At 60.3% G+C, this 17,731-nt stretch carries 17 protein-coding genes and 1 pseudogene; 8 read left to right on the forward strand and 10 right to left on the reverse strand.

The features are described from left to right. Positions 1-38: 38 nt before the first annotated feature. Positions 39-215, forward strand: a complete 177-nt coding sequence (locus QMO80_RS32720) for a hypothetical protein (RefSeq protein WP_283201791.1) — start codon at positions 39-41, stop codon at positions 213-215. A gap of 8 nt (positions 216-223) precedes the next feature. On the opposite strand, the gene QMO80_RS32725 is transcribed toward QMO80_RS32720, so the two are convergent. The 9 genes and pseudogenes from QMO80_RS32725 to QMO80_RS32765 all read right to left on the reverse strand — a co-directional run bounded on the left by QMO80_RS32725 (position 224) and on the right by QMO80_RS32765 (position 8,045). Next, on the reverse strand, positions 224-1,150 hold the full coding sequence (locus QMO80_RS32725; RefSeq protein WP_283201847.1) for an ArdC family protein: 927 nt from the start codon (positions 1,148-1,150) through the stop codon (positions 224-226). A 315-nt stretch (positions 1,151-1,465) separates the two neighbouring features. Next, positions 1,466-2,053 carry a hypothetical protein gene (locus QMO80_RS32730; RefSeq protein WP_283201792.1) on the reverse strand — a complete coding sequence of 196 codons (588 nt, stop codon included), beginning with the start codon at positions 2,051-2,053 and terminating at the stop codon, positions 1,466-1,468. 485 nt (positions 2,054-2,538) lie between these two features. Further along, positions 2,539-2,967, reverse strand: coding sequence for a hypothetical protein (locus QMO80_RS32735; RefSeq protein WP_283201793.1), 429 nt, complete (start codon positions 2,965-2,967; stop codon positions 2,539-2,541). Beyond that, positions 2,964-3,329: a hypothetical protein gene (locus QMO80_RS32740; RefSeq protein ID WP_283201794.1), complete on the reverse strand. Its 366-nt coding sequence runs from the start codon at positions 3,327-3,329 to the stop codon at positions 2,964-2,966. The genes QMO80_RS32735 and QMO80_RS32740 overlap by 4 nt, the downstream gene beginning before the upstream one ends. Before the next feature lie 58 nt (positions 3,330-3,387). Beyond that, positions 3,388-5,280, reverse strand: a pseudogene (locus QMO80_RS32745) (N-6 DNA methylase); the annotation flags it as partial. A 110-nt stretch (positions 5,281-5,390) separates the two neighbouring features. Next, a complete protein-coding gene (locus QMO80_RS32750; protein WP_283201848.1) occupies positions 5,391-5,792 on the reverse strand; it encodes a DUF3085 domain-containing protein in 402 nt (133 codons plus the stop codon). A gap of 15 nt (positions 5,793-5,807) precedes the next feature. After that, a complete protein-coding gene (locus tag QMO80_RS32755; protein ID WP_283201795.1) occupies positions 5,808-6,410 on the reverse strand; it encodes a DUF1419 domain-containing protein in 603 nt (200 codons plus the stop codon). 309 nt (positions 6,411-6,719) lie between these two features. Beyond that, the gene (locus QMO80_RS32760; protein WP_283201796.1) at positions 6,720-7,643 is read right to left on the reverse strand and encodes a DUF3991 and toprim domain-containing protein; all 924 of its coding nucleotides are present in this window, start codon (positions 7,641-7,643) and stop codon (positions 6,720-6,722) included. Between the two features lie 222 nt (positions 7,644-7,865). Then, positions 7,866-8,045, reverse strand: coding sequence for a hypothetical protein (locus QMO80_RS32765; RefSeq protein ID WP_283201797.1), 180 nt, complete (start codon positions 8,043-8,045; stop codon positions 7,866-7,868). Between the two features lie 252 nt (positions 8,046-8,297). Between QMO80_RS32765 and QMO80_RS32770 the strand changes: the two genes are divergently transcribed. The 7 genes from QMO80_RS32770 (at position 8,298) to QMO80_RS32800 (ending at position 17,077) form a co-directional block, all read left to right on the forward strand. Further along, positions 8,298-9,176 carry a hypothetical protein gene (locus QMO80_RS32770; RefSeq protein ID WP_245483078.1) on the forward strand — a complete coding sequence of 293 codons (879 nt, stop codon included), beginning with the start codon at positions 8,298-8,300 and terminating at the stop codon, positions 9,174-9,176. A 576-nt stretch (positions 9,177-9,752) separates the two neighbouring features. Further along, complete coding sequence (locus QMO80_RS32775) at positions 9,753-12,353, forward strand: ATP-binding protein (protein WP_283201798.1); 2,601 nt, start codon at positions 9,753-9,755, stop codon at positions 12,351-12,353. Positions 12,354-12,356: 3 nt separating this feature from the next. Next, positions 12,357-13,673 (forward strand): hypothetical protein, encoded by a 1,317-nt coding sequence (locus QMO80_RS32780; RefSeq protein WP_283201799.1) that lies wholly within the window; start codon positions 12,357-12,359, stop codon positions 13,671-13,673. Between the two features lie 55 nt (positions 13,674-13,728). Beyond that, the gene (locus QMO80_RS32785) at positions 13,729-14,001 is read left to right on the forward strand and encodes a hypothetical protein (RefSeq protein WP_283201800.1); all 273 of its coding nucleotides are present in this window, start codon (positions 13,729-13,731) and stop codon (positions 13,999-14,001) included. Between the two features lie 138 nt (positions 14,002-14,139). Then, positions 14,140-15,408 (forward strand): DNA (cytosine-5-)-methyltransferase, encoded by a 1,269-nt coding sequence (dcm, locus tag QMO80_RS32790; RefSeq protein ID WP_283201801.1) that lies wholly within the window; start codon positions 14,140-14,142, stop codon positions 15,406-15,408. After that, positions 15,401-15,856 (forward strand): very short patch repair endonuclease, encoded by a 456-nt coding sequence (locus QMO80_RS32795; RefSeq protein ID WP_283201802.1) that lies wholly within the window; start codon positions 15,401-15,403, stop codon positions 15,854-15,856. Before dcm ends, QMO80_RS32795 begins: the two co-directional genes overlap by 8 nt. Positions 15,857-15,859: 3 nt before the next feature. Further along, a complete protein-coding gene (locus QMO80_RS32800) occupies positions 15,860-17,077 on the forward strand; it encodes a type II restriction endonuclease (RefSeq protein WP_283201803.1) in 1,218 nt (405 codons plus the stop codon). Between the two features lie 3 nt (positions 17,078-17,080). On the opposite strand, the gene QMO80_RS32805 is transcribed toward QMO80_RS32800, so the two are convergent. After that, entirely contained in the window at positions 17,081-17,728 is a 648-nt protein-coding gene (locus QMO80_RS32805; protein ID WP_283201804.1) for an HNH endonuclease, read from the reverse strand. Positions 17,729-17,731 lie beyond the last annotated feature (3 nt).

The following is a 17,731-nucleotide window of genomic DNA, read 5'->3' on the forward strand; positions in this document are numbered from 1 at the left end:
TTATCGTCGCGCCTTGCGATTCGTCGCCTGGAGGATCTATGCGTCAGCAGCCAAAGCCGTTTATCGTCGAAATCAAGCCGTCCCGGAAGCTCAAGCCGATCGACCGGAAAACCTCGATCTGGGGCAAACTGGACCTCATGGCTGATCGTGACGCGCCCACCGCGACCGACGGCCAAGAGCTGCCGGCCGCTGGCGAGGCCAACGACCGGCGCTGACCAAGTCTTCACGCAGCGAGCCGCTCGCCGGCGGCATCGGGCTGCAAGCCATGCAGAAAGCTCACGGCCCGTTGCGCATGCGCCGCGGCCGCAAAGATCGCCTTTCGGTCGTCCTGAAGCACAGTCACCCAGGACTTGATGTAACTGGCGTGATCGGGCCGCGGCTCCAGTTCGGGAACAACGCCGAGGTCTGCGCAGAGGAACGAACTCCCGATCTCCACCAGCATTTCTTCGAAGGCCCTGTCGCCACGGTCTTTGTGATAGCGGCTCAAATCCCGGTTCAGCCGACCGGGAGCTGCAGTCCAATGCAGCGTTTCATGCGCCCGGGTGGCAACGAATGAAGCCATATCCTTGAAAGATTCCGGCCGCGGCAGCTGGATGTGGTCGGTAACCGGAGCGTAGTAGGCCTTGTCGCCGCCATAGCGCAGAACAGCGCCGGTGTTGTCGAAGAAGCGGTCGGCGTGCTCGATGCGTTCGAGTGGCTCGGCGACCGGATCGGGGCGCTGATAAAACTGATCCGGCAAACCCTCCACCTGGTCGCAGTTGAATACCGAGTAGGTTTTGAGGAAGGGTATGTCGCGCTCGACGTCGTCGCCTCTGGCGTCCTTCTCAGTCTTCGTGAAGCGGCTGGCGTAGACAACGGTGGCGCCAGTTTCACCCTTGCGGATTTGCGCGCCAAATTCGTTGGCCTGCCTCAACGTCATCCAGGTAGGCGACGAAAATCCCCGCGCGATGCCCTCCGACCAGAGAAGCAGCACATTGATGCCCGAATAGGGCGCACCGTTGTGGCGTAAGGGCCGAGTGACCCGCCCGAAGGCGTGGCCGGCACTCCAGGGCTGCACCCAGGGGCGAACGCCCTTCTCGAGGTCGGCGACGATCCGTTCGGTGATCCGCGCATAGATGTCGGTGCGAGGTTCGTTTTTCCTATTCGACATTTTTCTGGACTCCATCATCTGGGCGGCGACCATCGCGGCCCGTCACGGAGGTTCATGAGCCGGGGTATTCGGGCAGCGAACGCACCGAAGGCCGAAACGTCAGTAGAGGACGGCAAAGCCGTTGCGATTTGCTGCCGCCCCCGGCAGAACCGACAACCGGGACGGGCCGCGCATGGCGTCGCATCGTCCTTTTTCAGGTCATCATTGCGAGCCACAGGAAACTTGCCCGTGGACATGACGAAAGGCTGGCTCGCGAGGAGCCAGCCATCTTCGGAGCATGGAAAAAGGCGGGATCGCAGCCCCGCCGGGGAGTGATCAGCCAAGTGCGGCCATCTGGGCCTCGGCTGCCTTGCGGTCGAGTGAGGCGCCGGGGTTTTCAACCGGGCGGTCGAAGGGCTTCCAGGCCTCGCCGACGATCTGCTCGTAGGCGGCGACGGCGCCCTCAGCGGCCATCCTGAGCGAAAACGCCTGGATCCCCATGTCGGCTGCGAACTCACGCTTGCGCTGGGCGGCGCTGTCGTAGCCGACCGGACCATCGAGGTCCTCGTCGCGGGCATCATTGGCCGCCTTGGCGGTGGCGTCGCGAGCCTCCGAGACCGCGCGGGAGTAGAACTGGCCGGCGCCATGCGCGGACCCGACATAGGCGCCGACGATGCGCTGCAGATGGATTTGCATGGCGCGTTCGCCGAGCCCGTCGGAAAGACTGTCGGCGGTTTCGATGATCAGGCGCTCATGCAGGTCGCGGACACCATCGCCGTCGATCACGGCGGTTCCGAAACTTTCGGCGATCGCCATCGCCTGGGCGGCGTCCGGGCAGGTGAGCCGGACCATTTCGAGGGTGGCGCCCTTTCGAAGCTGCACGACGCGCGCTGGCTGGCGGGTTTGGGTTGCGGGCTTTGCCATGGGTTCGTCCTTTCTCAGTTTCCTCCGAAGCGGCTCCGGCCCTTGCCGGTCTGCCTTTCGGTGCGGTCAAAAGGAACCGGCGGAAGACGGGCGTATCAGGGTCCGGGCCTGCCTGGACGAGCGAAGCTGGGCTGCGTGCAAGCAGGGTAAAACCCTTGCGCGGCGCGCGGTCCTGCTTTGCCGAGGACGGCGGGACCCGGCCGCCCCGCGGCGCGATAGCGGCCTTGAAACGAACGGCCGCCGGTCAGACCGCAACAAAACCGAAGGGCGGTCCGGCAAGGGAGGCTCCGACCGGGAAAGACATGAGCAGGACGACCTGCAGCAAATCGCGACCCACCCGCCGGGAGCGGCTTGGGGCTCGACGGGCAAGCGCACAAACGCCCGGCTCATGGCAGCCATCGCCGGAGCGATTGTGGTCGCCAGTGACTGCCGAGTGTTCGAGCGACGATCCCGTGAGCCGGTCACCAGATTAGGCGCCTGGGCGGTCAGTCCGACTTGTCCGCATCTTGCCGGGCGGCGTACGGCTTCGGCAGACGATAGGGCTGCAGCCAGGTTGGCCCATGGGAATTGCGCAAGCGACGCAAGGTTCCGCCGTCGTCATGGGGCGCGCCGCCCATCCAGACATGGTTGAGGATGCTCTTCCAGCGTCGGCCGTGCCTGATGGCATAGGCTTGAAGCGCCCGTTCCTCTTCGGCGGTCAATGGGGGCAGCTTTTCGAGCTTCGACCGCGTGGTGACCGGCTTCGTTGCGGCTGGCTCTGCCTCCTTCGCGGCGATCAGCCTGTTGAGTTCAGCCACACCGGCTGTCAGGCATTCGGCCCCGTCAAGGTGGTGGAACCGCATCCAGAAGTCCGTCCGCGCCTCCCGCGTCGCGCCGATGCCTGCCCTTTGCTCCAGTTCGCCGATGGTGCTCATGTCCGAACACCTTCCCTTGGCAGCTCGTTGTCTCCATCAGTCCGACCCGGAGGCAACAGGTGACGTGTTCGCAGCGCCGCGATTGCTGCATCCTGCCGGGCGAGCTTTCGTGTGAGCGCATCAACTTCAGGCTGACGTTCGGCCGTCAGAGCGGCCAGATTGGCGCGGTAGCGTTCGAGGAAGACGCCCGGCTCCGGCGGCTTGCTGCGGCGGTAGCCAGGCTGGCGCCGGCCAAGCAGCGGAATGAGCGCTGTCATGCGCCGCGTGATCTGCCGATCGATGAGATCGAGCTGGTGCTGCGTTTGCCGCCGCGCTGCTTGCATGCGGGTGAGTTGCGCCGCCTGTTGCTGGACATTGGCCATCACGCCACCCTCCCGCCCCAACCCGCAAAACTTGAAGGGCCGTCATAGGCGACGTGCTTCGGCCGCGCTCGTTGAGCACCACGGCGAGCGCATCGGCCGCGGAGGTGATCACAGGCGGCGCTGGCGGCGCGATGACGCGCTCGGAAAAGATCGGCCCTGGCCTCGCCGTATCTGTCTCCAGATCGTAATCCTCGATCGAGGCGACCAGCCAGCAATCGGGATCGTCGAGGAAGGGCTGAAGGTTCGGGCGACGATGCGTCTCGCGCACTTCGCCGCTCTCCGGATCCTCCGCTATCGAGACGGTGGTGTGGTTGATCGGGCCGAAGTCGCGCACGAAGCTCGACCAGACGATGCGCAGCCGTACCTGCGCCTCCTTCCACGGACGGTCGAGCTCCTGCGCCTTCAGCACCGCGCGCACGGCGTCACGGATCGGGATCAGCTTGGCGATGATGCGGATATGTTTTTCCGACAGGCCTTCGCCTGTCCGCCCTTTCCGCATGGTGACAGTGACCGGCTCGCCGTCGATAATTTGCATGAGACCGCGGCTTTGGTCGAAGAGGAAACTGCCCTCGCGCGCATGCCGGTCAACAGGCAGATCGACGACACGGTCACCGGCGTCATCCAGATCGAGATCGATTTCGGTCGGCTCGCCATCATAGAGGGCTTCCGGAAGAAGGCGGATCGCGGCATCCAGGAAAATGCCGAGATCCTGCCCATCGTGTGGCACGCAAGTATAGGTTTCGCCGAACGGCCCGGAGGTGAGCGCGTGTGTGCCGAGCACAAACTCCGGATGCCGCGCGAACCACCGGTTCACCCGGATGGCGCCCTCGTCGGCCGTGGCCCCGCGAACCTCGTCGAGATCGAGCCAGGACAGATCACCCTCCGGCTCGCCGATCTTGCGCTTGCGGAAAAACAGGATGTCGATGACGACGTCCGTGCCCGCGTCAGCACGGAACGAACCCTCGGGCAGCCGGATCGCCGCCACCAGGTCGGCCGACTTGCCGATATGCTCGCGCGCGGCGCTGTCCGCCTTGTCCATCGTCCCGTGCGAGGTGACGAAGGCGGCGAGTGCGCCAGGCTTGAGCAGGTCGATCGACCGGGCAATGAAATAGTCGTGCAGCCGAAGGGCGAGCGAACGGTAGGCCCTATCCGAGCGCACGGTGCGATCGGAAAAGGGCGGATTGCCGATGGCGAGATCGAAGCTTGCTGGCAGCTCCGTGCGCGCGAAATCGCCGGTGACGATCCGGGCGCGTGGCTGCAGCAGACGCGCAATGCGCGCGGTGACCGGATCGAGCTCGACGCCGGTGATGTGGGAAACATCGTGCACGTCCTCCGGCATCAGCGCCGCAAACAGGCCCGTGCCGATGCCCGGCTCCAGCACCCGGCCGCCGCGCCAGCCGAGCCTTAGCAGTCCGGTCCAGATGGCCCGGACGATAAACTCCGGCGTGAAATGGGCATATTGGGTTGAGCGCGCAAGCAGCGCCCGGTCGGCTTCACCGACGGCATCCTCGAGACCGGCGCCGATCGCCTCCCAACCTGACCGGAAACCGGCCTCGCCCGGCCGACGGAAAACACCGTTGGCAAGATCGGTGGCGCCGAAGCCGGTGAAGCGTATCAGCCGTTCCTGCTCCTCGCGCGTCGCGGGGCGTTTGTCGGTCTCGATCTCGGCGGCAAGCCGGATCGCCGCGATGTTGTCGCGCGCGCGTTGCTTCCAGCCGCGGGCGAGGCGACGGTCGGTCGCGAGATGGAAGTCGGCTCCGCGCGCCCGGGCTGCGGTCGACGCCTGTGGCGGGGCCGCTGCGACCGGCAGCGCCGGCGCAGGGGATGACGGATCGGGATCGTCGTCACCCGGTTCGAAAGCGCCGGCGAAGGCAGTCACGCCGAGACCAAGTCCCGACGAAAGCGTCGTAGTGCCGAAAAGGTCGATGGTGAAGGGATCGTCATGCGACATGCGAAAATCTCCTGATTGAAAGCGCACGAACCCGTCCTCCTGGAGGCTTCCAGTTGGTAGGTGATGCGCGGTGTGGGAAAAGGGTGATGGACCGCCCGCAGCGGCGATCGTCAGGTTCGCTCGATCACGAACAGCTGCATGGAGTCCGGCAAGAAGGCGATCTGCAGATGGGTGCAGCCGGGAGTGGCCGTGATCAGCGCCTCGAGGCCTTCGGCGTCGAGGAAATCCACGCCGTCGTCGCCGCCGAAGGTTCGGCGCTTGACCTCGAACCAGTCCTCATCCTTGGTCGGATCGCATTCCTCGGCATAGACGACGAACGGCTTTGCGCCTTCGGCGAGTTTGCCATTGGAGCAGAGGTAGACCCCATGGTCTCCGACCAGCCAGAAACCGGGTTTCAGGTTATCGGTCGGGGAAAGCCCACAGTGGGGATCGCGAAAACCGCCATTGGCTTCGGCGTCGGATATGCCGCGCGCGATCACCTCGCGGACGGCTGGGATGGGAAAGGTCAGCATCATCTTCCCCCTCCATCATGCCGCGATAGCGTCGGGCAGGAAGCGCAGATGCACCGGCAGCTTTGCCGCGATCTCCACATCCGCCAGGTGGTCCAGCAGCTTCAGGGTCGTGCCATCCCGACCGCCATAGAACAGCACGGTGCGCCTGCCGCGATTGCCTTCCGGGAAACTGTCGCCGGCATAACCGCGATAGTCGTCATGACTGCTCGACCAGATGTGCTCGAGGCGCTCGTCGCGCGTCATCGCCCGGACGGGACGGGTCTCACGGTCCACGATCGCGTCACGCATCCGATCGGGCGATCGCTTGTCGGCGAGGTCGCAATAGCCGTGGAAATACCGGATCCGACCATCGATCCTGAGGGTGAAGAAGATACTAGTGATAGATCCTGTCAGGAACTCGCGCATGGCAAACATCTCACCACGCATCCACAGCGGCGGCAGGATCTCGAACATGTAATCGTGGCCGGCCTGGTCCAGTTCGAACCATTCACCGCGATAGAGCGCGCTGTCATCATTTGCCCAACGGTCCGGACGCTGGGCGTGCCGATCGAACATCCGGAACATCTGCCGGCGATCGGCGATGCCTTGGTACACTTTGCGGATTGGTGAGACGGTCATGGCTGGGCTCCTTCAAGGCCTCGTCTGGGCTGAAGCGCGGCACACCTTCGTGATGTCACCATTTCTCTTCAGCTCTTCCTGACCCCTCCCCCGCAGCCGCCTCTCCGTCCGGCCGGGTCAAGGGCCGGTGCAGCCCGGCGAAGCTTCACCCTTGACGCCGCCGGCGGGCATGCGGCACTTCCATATTCTTCTCTTTCCCGCTCCCCTCTTTTCCTGACCAAACTCGAAAATCGTCTATCCTGTGAGCCAGGGATCGTTCAGTCCATGGGCTGATTGCATCTTGGTCGCGGCCCGTTCGGGCGGCGACGATCATGAACTCGGTCCGCTTCCCGAATTCTCGCGGCGCCGACCACGAAGCTCCTCGTTCCAATCTTCCCGGTCAGGACGGAGCCGCTCGAAATCGCACCCCATCTCGGAGGCGATCCCCCGAAGGCGGTCGGCATAGGCATCGCCCTGCGCGTTGTTGTCGGTGGCGGCCACCAGAAGCATATCCTGGCGCGCCGCCATCAGTCGGATCGCCGCGTCGGTAGCCGGAGCCCAGCCGCCACCGGTGCTGACATAGAGGCTATCGTGTCGGCCGCACTCCAGGGCTGCGAGGCTTAGGGCGTCGATCGCCGCCTCGGTGACGCAGAGGCGCATGGCATCATTCTCGCCGAACCGGAACAGCACCTTGGCGCCACCGGTCGAATAGCCGCGCCATTCGGGACCGCGCTCCTCCCAGCCGATCACGGTCCCCTCCCCGTCTTTGTGCGCGGCCCACATGCTGCCCCGAGGACCCTCGCGCAGCAGGTCGTCACGGACGACGGTCCGGATCAGGGCTTCCGGAAGATGGCGCTCGTCGCGCAGATAGCGCCAGGTCCTCGAGCCCGGCCACGGCTTGCGGCAGGCCCTCCATCGCTCAGCCACGCAAAATTCCGGATCGTATTGCCGTGCCTGCTTTTTCCACACGGGCTGGCGCGGCTCGTAGCCGATCAATCGGCCTATCAGCTTCTTCGCGTCAGGAAAGCCGACCGCATGCAAATGGGTCATCAGAGAGAACACGTCTCCCTTCGCCTCGGAAAGCGGATCGAACCAACCTTTCCCCTCATGGATGACGATGACGATCTCGTCTCCAAGCCTGTACTTGACTGCCCTTCGCGTGCTCTCCTTCTGGTCGATCGCATAGCCAGCCGCATCCAGCACCGCCGCGCAGGGCACCTTGTTTCTAAGTTCATTCAGTTCGTCCTGGTCCATTTTCCTTTTTTTCGTGCGCTGGAGGCGCCCGCCTTTCGTTCTTGGCTTTCTTTCCCGCACTTTGCGGGGCTCTTTCCGGACGACGCGAAGAGCAAAGGGGGCAAGGGCGCGGCTGGCAATCTGCAGATCTGCATCCCGGCGCGCACCGAAGCAGCCAGCCGCGGCGGAGCTTCCCTTGCCGCCTGCTGCTCGCAAGCGGCACCTCAGGAGCAGGAACCCGCCTCAATGAGCCGGTCTATGGTCAAAGGGATCGAACTCGGCGATCGCGTCGACCTCGCCGTCTTCGAGTTCGTCGGACGGAAGGACGCCGAACTCGTTGCCGGATCGGAAGAGTGTGACGGGAACCATGAGCGTGCGGGCGAGCTGGAAGGCGTGGTTTTGGGCAAGAGCAAGATCAGACATTTGAAGGCTCCATCTTCGGAGCGGGCCAATCCCGCTCGATGGCTCCGTCAGTGTCCGTCCCCGGGCGCGATCACCGCGAAGGCGCAGCCGAGAGCGGCGGCAGCTTGCTAGCCGACCCCTTGAGGGTTGAACGTGGTAGATCCGGAGACGGACCAGGAAGCCATCACCAGAGAGCGGGATTGGATTGCTCTTATGGAGAACGACAGTGCATTCTGATCTTGCGAGCCCAAGGGTTCGCGACTGCCAAGCGTCATGAAAACGGATAGCGGGCGATCGGCGAAGCATGCGGGGCGAGCTCGCGAAGACAAAGAACTCGGAGACTTGTTATCTTACCGGGCGAGCCGCATAACGAGGCAGTGGAGAGACCCCGGGCTCCGCGCGGAATTCTGCCTTAGCGGTACCGGCACGGTCACCAATCCGATCGTCGGAGCCTTGCAGGCTGGCCAGATTGAGAAAATCTCTCTCGGAGACGAGGCTAAAATACTTATGCATCAAGAAGACATAGAAAAACAGCTTGAGCAAATGCGCAAACTCGGTAGCGTCCGCTCTTCCGAATGGCAGTCCTATACCTGGAAGAATGAGCTCGCCGAGCAAAAGCGGCGGATCGGTATGCACCTTGACGAGGCGCTGAAGGATGCAGAAACCGAGCACAATCCTTATCATATGCTCGAACGAGCCATCGGAATCGCAGCGGTCTGCATGCGGCGGCTGATCGAATGTCGACTGGTGACAGATCGATTTCGCGATACGGCGCTTGAGGTTCACGAGGTGCATGCAAAGGCAGACACGGACTGGCGCGAGCCGTTCATTAGTCGCACCGCCAGCGAAATCTTCAACAACTATGATCTGACCGCCAGATATGCGGAGAAGCGGATTCCGAAGGTCGTTTCCGACAAGATGCTGCACGCACGGGTCATCGGGGTGCTTTCCGGCAACGAATATATGCCGGATGGGCTCCTGATTGCGTCGGACACGCAAAGCAGGACGCAACTCTTCCACTTCACGCCACCCGAGATAGCGTCGATTTTCGATGCATTTCTCGACGACCGGGTTCGATCTTCGACGGACGGGTACTTAGATAAGGACGGCAATATTCAGGGAACGCGTAAGGTATTCGCGACCAGGGAGTAGTCGACCGCTATGTTGGCTGGAGGGCCGAGAGCCCTCGAACAAAAGGATCAACCCTGCCCGACCGTAAGCTTTCGCCATGCGCCCGTCAGACCGAGGCTTAGATTGAAAACTACTACCGCAATCAGCCCGAGGGTTCCCCGGCGGTCGTTCGCCGGACTCACGGCGGCATCCTGACCTACGAGATCACGACCTTCGGTTTGCGGCGGACGCGCTCGGGCCAGACAAGGCTGGTTGTCCCAACCGACGAGGTCCTGGCTTGGGCCGCCGAAAACCCACGTGGGCAGATGGGCGTCAGCACCTATGCGGACGAGCCATTCTGGAGGAAGGCTCCGAGCGCCTAGATCGGTCCGGCCATACGAGCCGCCGTCACGCGGCCAACTGCCCATGCCGATCGATCAGGCGGATCAAGATGGCGTTGGCGTCACCGCCGTGCTTTTTGGCACCATTGCCGCGGAATTGGACGAGCAGTGACAGGCCCAGCCAAATCTTTGGTGACAAACGGAAATAAACCTGGAGCTTTTTGTCGGTTCATTGCTCAATTCATTCTTGCAAGCGTTGGATGATCCTGCAAGAAACTTGAACAATCTTTCGCAAGTAGAGGACATGGGTGCAGCGGCGCGCCTTCGGCCTCACAATCCCAAGAGGGTCAAGGATTCGAGCGTGGCTTCAGCTGGGTGGACGTCGGTTTTTGAAAATTTCGGCCTGAAAGCCGTATCGCGAACCGACAAGGAAAAACAGGCTTATTTGCCAAATGAGGAGCAGCGCGCGGCATTGGCTGCAGCCGGCTATCTACCAAGCTCAGGACCGTCCGCTGATCTCATCGAGATAGAAGTGCTTGGAGAGGCACGTCCGCCTCTGGCGACCTCATATTACAGCTCTTTGCGCGCAGGTTCCGGTCGGGAGCCGGAAACGCGCATGGGGCGCGGGTTGATCACATGGGCTGAAGAAGGAGATCAGCTCGTTATTGGCAATATCGGCAATCGTGTGTACGTCGTGAAGGCCAACGAATGCACGCCGGAAATGGCCAAATCGTCGATACAGAGACGTGTCACGCAGGCATTCAAGCCGCGCGCAAGATTGCTGCAACTGCTTGGCGATCAGCTGATCGGATCTTCAAAGCTGGCGGTCTTCGAACTTGTGAAGAATGCCTATGATGCGGACGCCAGTGAGGTAACAATCACTCTGGGTGATCTGTCCACTGAAGCCCCGTGGATACGGGTGCAAGACAATGGACAAGGAATGTCACTCGATACTATCCGGGACGTCTGGCTTGTCCCGGGGGACGATCACCGTGAACGGGATCGCGATCAGGATCGTAGGTCTCCGAGGTATCGACGCCTGCCGCTCGGCGAAAAGGGAGTTGGACGTTTCGCAGTGCACAAGCTCGGCGGAAAGGTCCGGATGACAACCCGGGCGGCCGGAAACCGCGAATGCTTCGTGTCGATCGATTGGTCCGAATTGATGTCCACCCGGTTTCTCGAGGATGCGCCCGTCACCGTCACCGAGCGCGAAGCCAAAATCTTCACCGGTGAGAAAACGGGTACCAGAATCCGAATAGATAACCTCAGCCAGAAGGATTGGTCGCGAGGAGAGGTCAGAGACCTTTACCGGCAGGTTACCTCCATATCTTCGCCCTTCTCTGCAAAAGACGACAATTTCGTAATAAATTTTAAGGTCCCCGGATTCGAGAGCTGGATTTCAGAACTTCCGGACGCGTCGGAGCTGGTCGAGCGAGCACCATGGCGCTTCGAGTTTGAATTTGACGGCACAACATTTCGCTATACCTACGAGTTCCGGGGGGTCCCCGGAGTTCGGGTAGAGCCTCGCACAGTCCAGCAGAATGAACCGTTGCAGATAAACGCGGAACGTGAGCCGGATGATCTGGACGCTGCATCGGGGCCAAGGCCCAAGCGTTCAATCAGCATCGTCGCCGAAAGTTCGACCATCAACGGCATAGGGCGGCTTAAAGGCACCCTGTACGTGTTTGATCGAGATCGCGAGATCATGTCGAAGTATGCACAGTCGCGCCTGATCGAGCGCTTCCTTGATCAGAATGGCGGCGTACGGGTCTACCGCGATGATATCCGCATTTACAATTACGGGGAGCCCGGAGACGATTGGCTCGGCCTCGACCTCCGACGCGTCAACAGCCCTTCGAGAAATCTCAGCCGAAACATAGTGTTGGGCTTTGTTGACCTTGACCTGGAGGCGAGCACCCAGCTTAAGGAGAAGACCAACAGAGAGGGTTTTGTCGAGAACGGGGCCTACCGCAGGCTGCGCCAACTTGTTCTCGGAGCAATCAGCGTTTTTGAGACCGAACGGCGCCTTGACAAGCAGCGGATCCGTGCTGTGACCGGAAAGGCTCCCAGTGCAGATCGGGATGTCGCAGGTCCAATTGGCGATGTGCGCAAGGTTGCTCGCTCAAAGGGATTTCTGCCTGACATCGATCCTTCACTCAAGCGGGTTGAACAGGAGTTTTACCAGCTCCGGGAGGATTTCCTGCGTGCCGGCATTTCACAGGTCGGTCTTGCCGTCGTTTTTCATGAAGTCGAGCGCGGCATAGGTGCTCTCGCAACCGCATTAGCTGAGGGCGCGAATATAGCTGATCTGAGAACACAGGTCGGTCAACTTCAGGGAGTTCTGGAAACTTCGACCCAGTTGCTGCGAAAGGGCGACAAGAAATCGTATTCCCTCAGACAGCTCGCGCGAAGAGCTCGGGACATCACACTGGTCCGCTTCCGCATTCACAAGGTTCAACTTGTTTGCCCAGCTCTGGAGGAAGGGGCAGAAGACGCAAGTTCCGTGTTCGCGTTCGGACTGGCGCTCGGCGCTGTCACCAACATCATCGATAACGCCATACATTGGCTGAAGGTGAGCACGCCCGACGGCACGACATCTGGCGCCCGGCGTATTTTCATGAACGTTGTTCCTGATTACAAGGGGCGCCCTGCGCTGGTGATTGCTGATAACGGCCCCGGTTTCAGGGATCCTCCCGAGCAGTTGGTCGAGCCATTTTTTTCTCGTCGTCCCGACGGCATGGGACTGGGCCTTTACTACGCCAATCTCGCAATGAGCCTGAACGATGGGGAGCTTCTGTTCCCCACGATGGACGATTTCGACGTTCCGGAAGATTTCAATGGCGCCGTGGTGGCGTTGGTATTCAAGGGGGATAGATAGCCTGTGTTCACGCCAGCACGATACGTCATCGTTGATGACAATCCTGACGAACTGAAGCAACTCTCCGACTGCATGCAGAAGATCGGTGCGCCATGTCTGCCGCTGAGATACGATCAGGCAGAAGGGATCGAAACGAAGCATCTGGGTGGGGTGAGACTTCTCTTCCTTGATCTTCATCTGACGACCGGGGCGCAATCCGGGAGTATCGCGCAGACAGCAGGGCTGATCGTGTCGATGCTTGAAGAGGGGATTGTCGCCACCGCAGGGCCATATGTGATCATTCTCTGGACCAAGCATCAGGAGCAGAAGGCTGATTTTGAAGCTTACGTGATGGAAAACCTCGAGCCCCTGAAGCGACCTCTCGCTATCCTCAGTCTGGACAAGAACAATTATCTCGCTGGCGACGCCGGGGAAAAGCTGACCAACGACGTGGGTCAGATTATAGAGACAGATCCCCGGTTAAGAGCGCTTCTTGACTGGGAACGAGAAGTTCTGCGCGCGGCCGGGTCGACCCTTTCCGAGATTGGAACGCTCGTAGCGAAAGAAGACCGGACTGCTGCACGATTCTCTGAGAGACTTGACGAAATTCTCAGCCTGCTGGCGTTCGAGGCAGTGGGAGACGCAAATGCCAAGGCCGATCCTTATAGCGCGATCAACGCTGCCCTAATGCCGATCCTGACAGATCGCATAGCCAACCAGCGCACCGACCCAAAGAGCAATGCCATCTGGCAAGCTGCCGTGACCAAGATCGCGGAAGTCCCCCAACCGTCGCCGGGGGATGCGGCAAAACTCAACTCAATGCTCCATATTGCCAGAGCATCTACCGAAGCCCTCAAACCGGGCGCATGGGGGGCCGTCACCCTCTTGCCGGCAGCTGAACTTGTTGACGATGTGATGATCAAGCGATTTGATCTGCCCGCCAAACCCATGTTGGCTGGTACGTTCTGCCTCACCGACAAAGCTGAGCGCAGCGCCAGCCAACTGTGCGTCCTAAGGATTGGGGCAAGTTGCGACTATGCGCAGAGCCGCAAAGGGCCCGTTCCCTTCGTTCTTGGAGCAATCATTCCTGCCGAAGCAAAGCGACGAGAAGGCCTGCCAAAAGCCGAAATCGTAACGCCGCCTCTTATCATTGATGGTTTTGACGGTCCGGTCAGGATGATTTTCAACACGCACCTCCAGATTTCATTGGTGCCGACCGAATTTGCCGCCTGGCCTGCACTCTGCAGGCTGCGTGAGCCCCTCCTTATGCAGATAACAACATACGGAGCACGCCATGCAACCCGGCCTGCAATAATCAGTTTCGGATCGCACGGAGGCTAACCCGGGCGAGGGCCAGTTTTGGGCCCCGGGGCCCGGAACTGGTCAGGAGACCAAGATGCAAGTGAAACTGCCTGATGGCTTCTATCCATTCATCGATCAGCGCTTTCCTTTGTCGGAACTGGTGATGATCGAAGTTCCTCATGATCTCGAACAACTTCTCCGGTCTCAGGCTACTGCAAACGGCATGTCAATCATCAGGGGCGTGCCGGTGGAGCTTCGATGCCGGGCGGAGCAGTTTCCGGATGCTACTTTTCTTGTCTACTGGCCGCATGAGGAAGATCGCCTGCACATGCTTGCGCCGCGGAAGTTCGCAAAGGGCCGAGCCTGACCCTTTCTCGCCCAAGGGCGAAAGAACCTGTGAAGTGCGATTTAAATTTCCAGAACAAAATACGAACATTCATTGTTTGTAAGGAAGAATAATGTCAGTCTGACAAAAATTGACCCAGAAAATGATTCGAGCCACATCATGCGAACCAGAAAGCGGACTGAATTCAGCAGGTTGAGGGAGCAAGCAGGGCTCACTCTTGAGGAGACCGAGGCGCTTCTTGAGGTTTCACCCCGCACAGCCTATCGTTATGAGGACGGCACATCCAAAGTTCCGCGGCTCGCCCTGAAGACGCTCAAGGATGCCGCCGATCGCCGGCTCAGTGTGTGCGAAGCCGGTAAGGCCGACTTCCGTTTCATCGACCTGTTCGCAGGGATAGGAGGGCTCCGGCTTGGATTTGAAAGCATCGGTGGACGTTGCGTTTTCACATCCGAATGGGACCCGCACAGCCAGCAGACCTATTCGCTGAATTTTCCTGATAACCATCGCGTCAACGGCGATGTGCGCGAATTCTCAAAGAATCCGGACCTTATCCCGGAACACGACGTCCTGCTTGCCGGTTTTCCGTGCCAGCCGTTTTCCCTGGCAGGCGTTTCCAAGAAAAACTCGCTTGGCCGGCCGCATGGCTTTTTATGTGATACGCAAGGAACGTTATTCTTCGATACGGCCCAGATCATCGCCCATCACCGGCCGGCAGCGTTCGTTCTGGAGAACGTCAAAAACCTCGAGAGCCATGATCAGGGCCGCACGTTTGCCACTATCATGAACGTTCTGCAGAACGAGCTAAAGTATCATGTCCAGCATCGCGTCATCAGTTCGGAACCATGGGTGCCGCAGAAGCGGGAACGCGTGTTCATAGTGGGCTTCCGTGAGCCGTCGAAGTTTGACTTCAAGGGCCTGAAACTGCCGGCTGCGAAAAGCGGCCCGAAGCTTGGCACCATTCTCCAGCCGCATGACGAGGTTGATCCGAAATACACCCTTACCCCGCGCTTGTGGGAGTATTTGCAGGGCTACAAGGCGAAGCATCAGGCGAAGGGCAACGGGTTCGGATTTAGCCTGTTTGGACCTGATGATGTGGCTCGCACCCTGTCTGCCCGCTACTATAAGGATGGGTCCGAAGTTCTGATTGATCAGCCCGGCAAGCGGCCGAGACGTTTGACACCGCTCGAGTGCGCCCGGCTGATGGGCTTCGATCGGGGTGACCGGCGTTTCCGGATCGAGGTCTCTGATACCCAGGCTTATCGCCAGTTTGGCAATGCTGTCGTGGTTCCGGTTGTCGAGTTCGTTGCCGAGGCTATGAAGCCGCACATCGAGGCAGCACTTGCGGCAGGCACCGAATTTCCGGTGCTTTCTGGCCCGGCTCTCTCGGTCACACGTCCTGTTTCCTCCCTGGCAGCCATTCATGGCTGACATTGTTACCCCGGAGGTCCGCAGCCGGATGATGGCCGGCATCCGGGGTAAAAACACAAAGCCGGAGCTGACGCTGAGACGTGGTTTGCACGCGGCCGGGTTCCGGTTCAGGCTACATGACGTCACCCTGCCAGGAAAGCCTGATATCGTCTTTCCGAAATACAGGGCTGTTCTCTTTGCTCACGGATGCTTCTGGCACGGGCACGATTGCCATTTGTTCAAATGGCCTTCCAGCAGACCTGAGTTTTGGCATGCCAAGATACACAAAAACCGTGAGGTTGACGCTCTTGCGTCAGCCGCCTTGCAGGCAGCAGGATGGCGGCAGGGAATCGTCTGGGAATGCGCGCTGAAAGGCAAGACCCGGTTGCCGATCGAGAGCGTCCTTGCCGAATGCGCGGCGTGTCTTCAGTCCGATATTCCTTTTTTCGAGATCAGGGGGAGCGCATAGGTCATGCGGCGGGGGCTGCTTTCAGATTATTTCGACGGTGTGGCGGTCAAGCGGCTGAGTGCCGTCGAGGCCAACGTCCTGCGTTCGAACCAGCACGAATTCAATAGTTCGAAACAGCTCAAGACCCTGCTCGGGACGCCTGACCGATTGCAGTACCAGGCAATATTCATCTGGATTGGTGGTGAGCAGGAAGCGCTTTCCGAAGAAGGCTTCCTGACCTGGTACCAGTCACGGAAGCCCCCGAGGCGGGAGCACAGGCTTTATTTTCCGACGAATGCGGTATGCGAGGCGGCCGCCGAAGGCGATGTCCTGTTTATTGCAAGGCGCACCGACAACACGCTGATGGCAATTATTGTCCCCGGAGACAGCACAATCCAGAACCAGTTGCTGTGGCTGTTCGGGCTCGAGGCGCAGCCGGCCTTGCAATTTGAATCGCTGGAAATCAGCAAGGACAATGCTGCTGAGCTCGACTTTACCGCGCGATATATCCTCGACGAACTCGGAATCGAAGTCGAGGAACCGGAAGCCGATCGCCTTGATAAACTGATCCAAAAATTCGGGCTGGTGTTTCCGCCAACCCGCGTCCTGTCGGAACTCGCCCGGGCCTCACTTCCGCAGGTTTCAGCTGCCGACGATCCGGATGCAGCCCTGATGGCATGGATCGACATGGAAGAGCAGCTGTTTCGCCGTCTGGAACGGCATGTAGTCGCAGACCGGATCAAAAACGGCTTTCATTCCGACGAAGGCACTGACGTTGACGGCTTTATGGGCTTTTCCAAAAGCGTCCAGAACCGCCGTAAAAAACGTGCGGGCCTCGCACTCGAACATCACCTAGAGGCTGTCTTTTCTGCCCACAAGGTGCGTTTTGATCGTGAGGGTGAAACCGAAAACCGCAACAAGCCGGACTTTCTTTTCCCAGGTCAGGAGGAATACCGAAATCCGGCATTCCCGGCCGCACGCCTCACCATGCTCGGCTCCAAATCAACGCTGAAGGATCGCTGGCGTCAGGTGCTTTCCGAGGCCGAAAGGATCACGCCAAAACATCTGTTGACGCTGGAGCCCGGTATCTCGGAGAACCAGACCGATGAAATGCGGGCGAAGCAGCTTCAGCTGGTTCTTCCGCAATCGCTTCACTCGACATATCGGGAGAGTCAACGCGGATGGCTCATGACGCTTGGTAACTTTGTCGAGCTGGTGAAGGAGCGCCAACAGACAGAATAGCCGTCACTTCTCATGCGTCGAAGCGAGCATTTCGCGAAGATCATCGACGGAATAAGGCGGGTTCCGGCGATGGGCGACCGAATGGCAGTTGGGACAAAGCGGCGTCAGGTCCGTTCTCGGATCGATGATGTAGTCTTCCCCGAGCTGCGAAACCGGCGTGACGTGGTGAACCTCTATCAGACCGGCAGCGGCTGCACCGTAGCGCTCTCCCAAATCCAACTTGCAAGCCTTGCAGGAATAGCCGTGAATCGAGAGGGCAGCAGCACGATTGCGCCGATCCCTTTCGTAGCGATTGACTTCGATGCGGGTCCTTGCCCCCTCCGGAAGCCGCGATACGTGAAAAGACGCCTCAGCGCCATCGTCTTCAGCTTCAACTGGCAGCAATGCCAGAACGGCCGCCGCGACCCTGGCGGTCCAGAGTTCGACCTGGCGCATGTCCTCTTCAGCGTTGCCGTCGTTGATCGCCAGCATTCCCCGGCGTACATCGAGGCTGAAGCTGCGCCACTGCGTTTCCCAGATCGCAGAATCATCCGGTGAATATGTCGCGCCGTTGATGATCAAAGAAATTTCGGCCTCAGCATCGCGACAAACGTCCAGCACTGCCCGGAAGGTACGACGGCCGGTCTCGTCTGCCGAGCCCATGGCGCTCATGAG

Origin of the sequence: Rhizobium sp. BT03 (assembly GCF_030053155.1) — a bacterium.
In the GTDB taxonomy this organism is placed as follows: Bacteria; Pseudomonadota; Alphaproteobacteria; order Rhizobiales; family Rhizobiaceae; genus Rhizobium.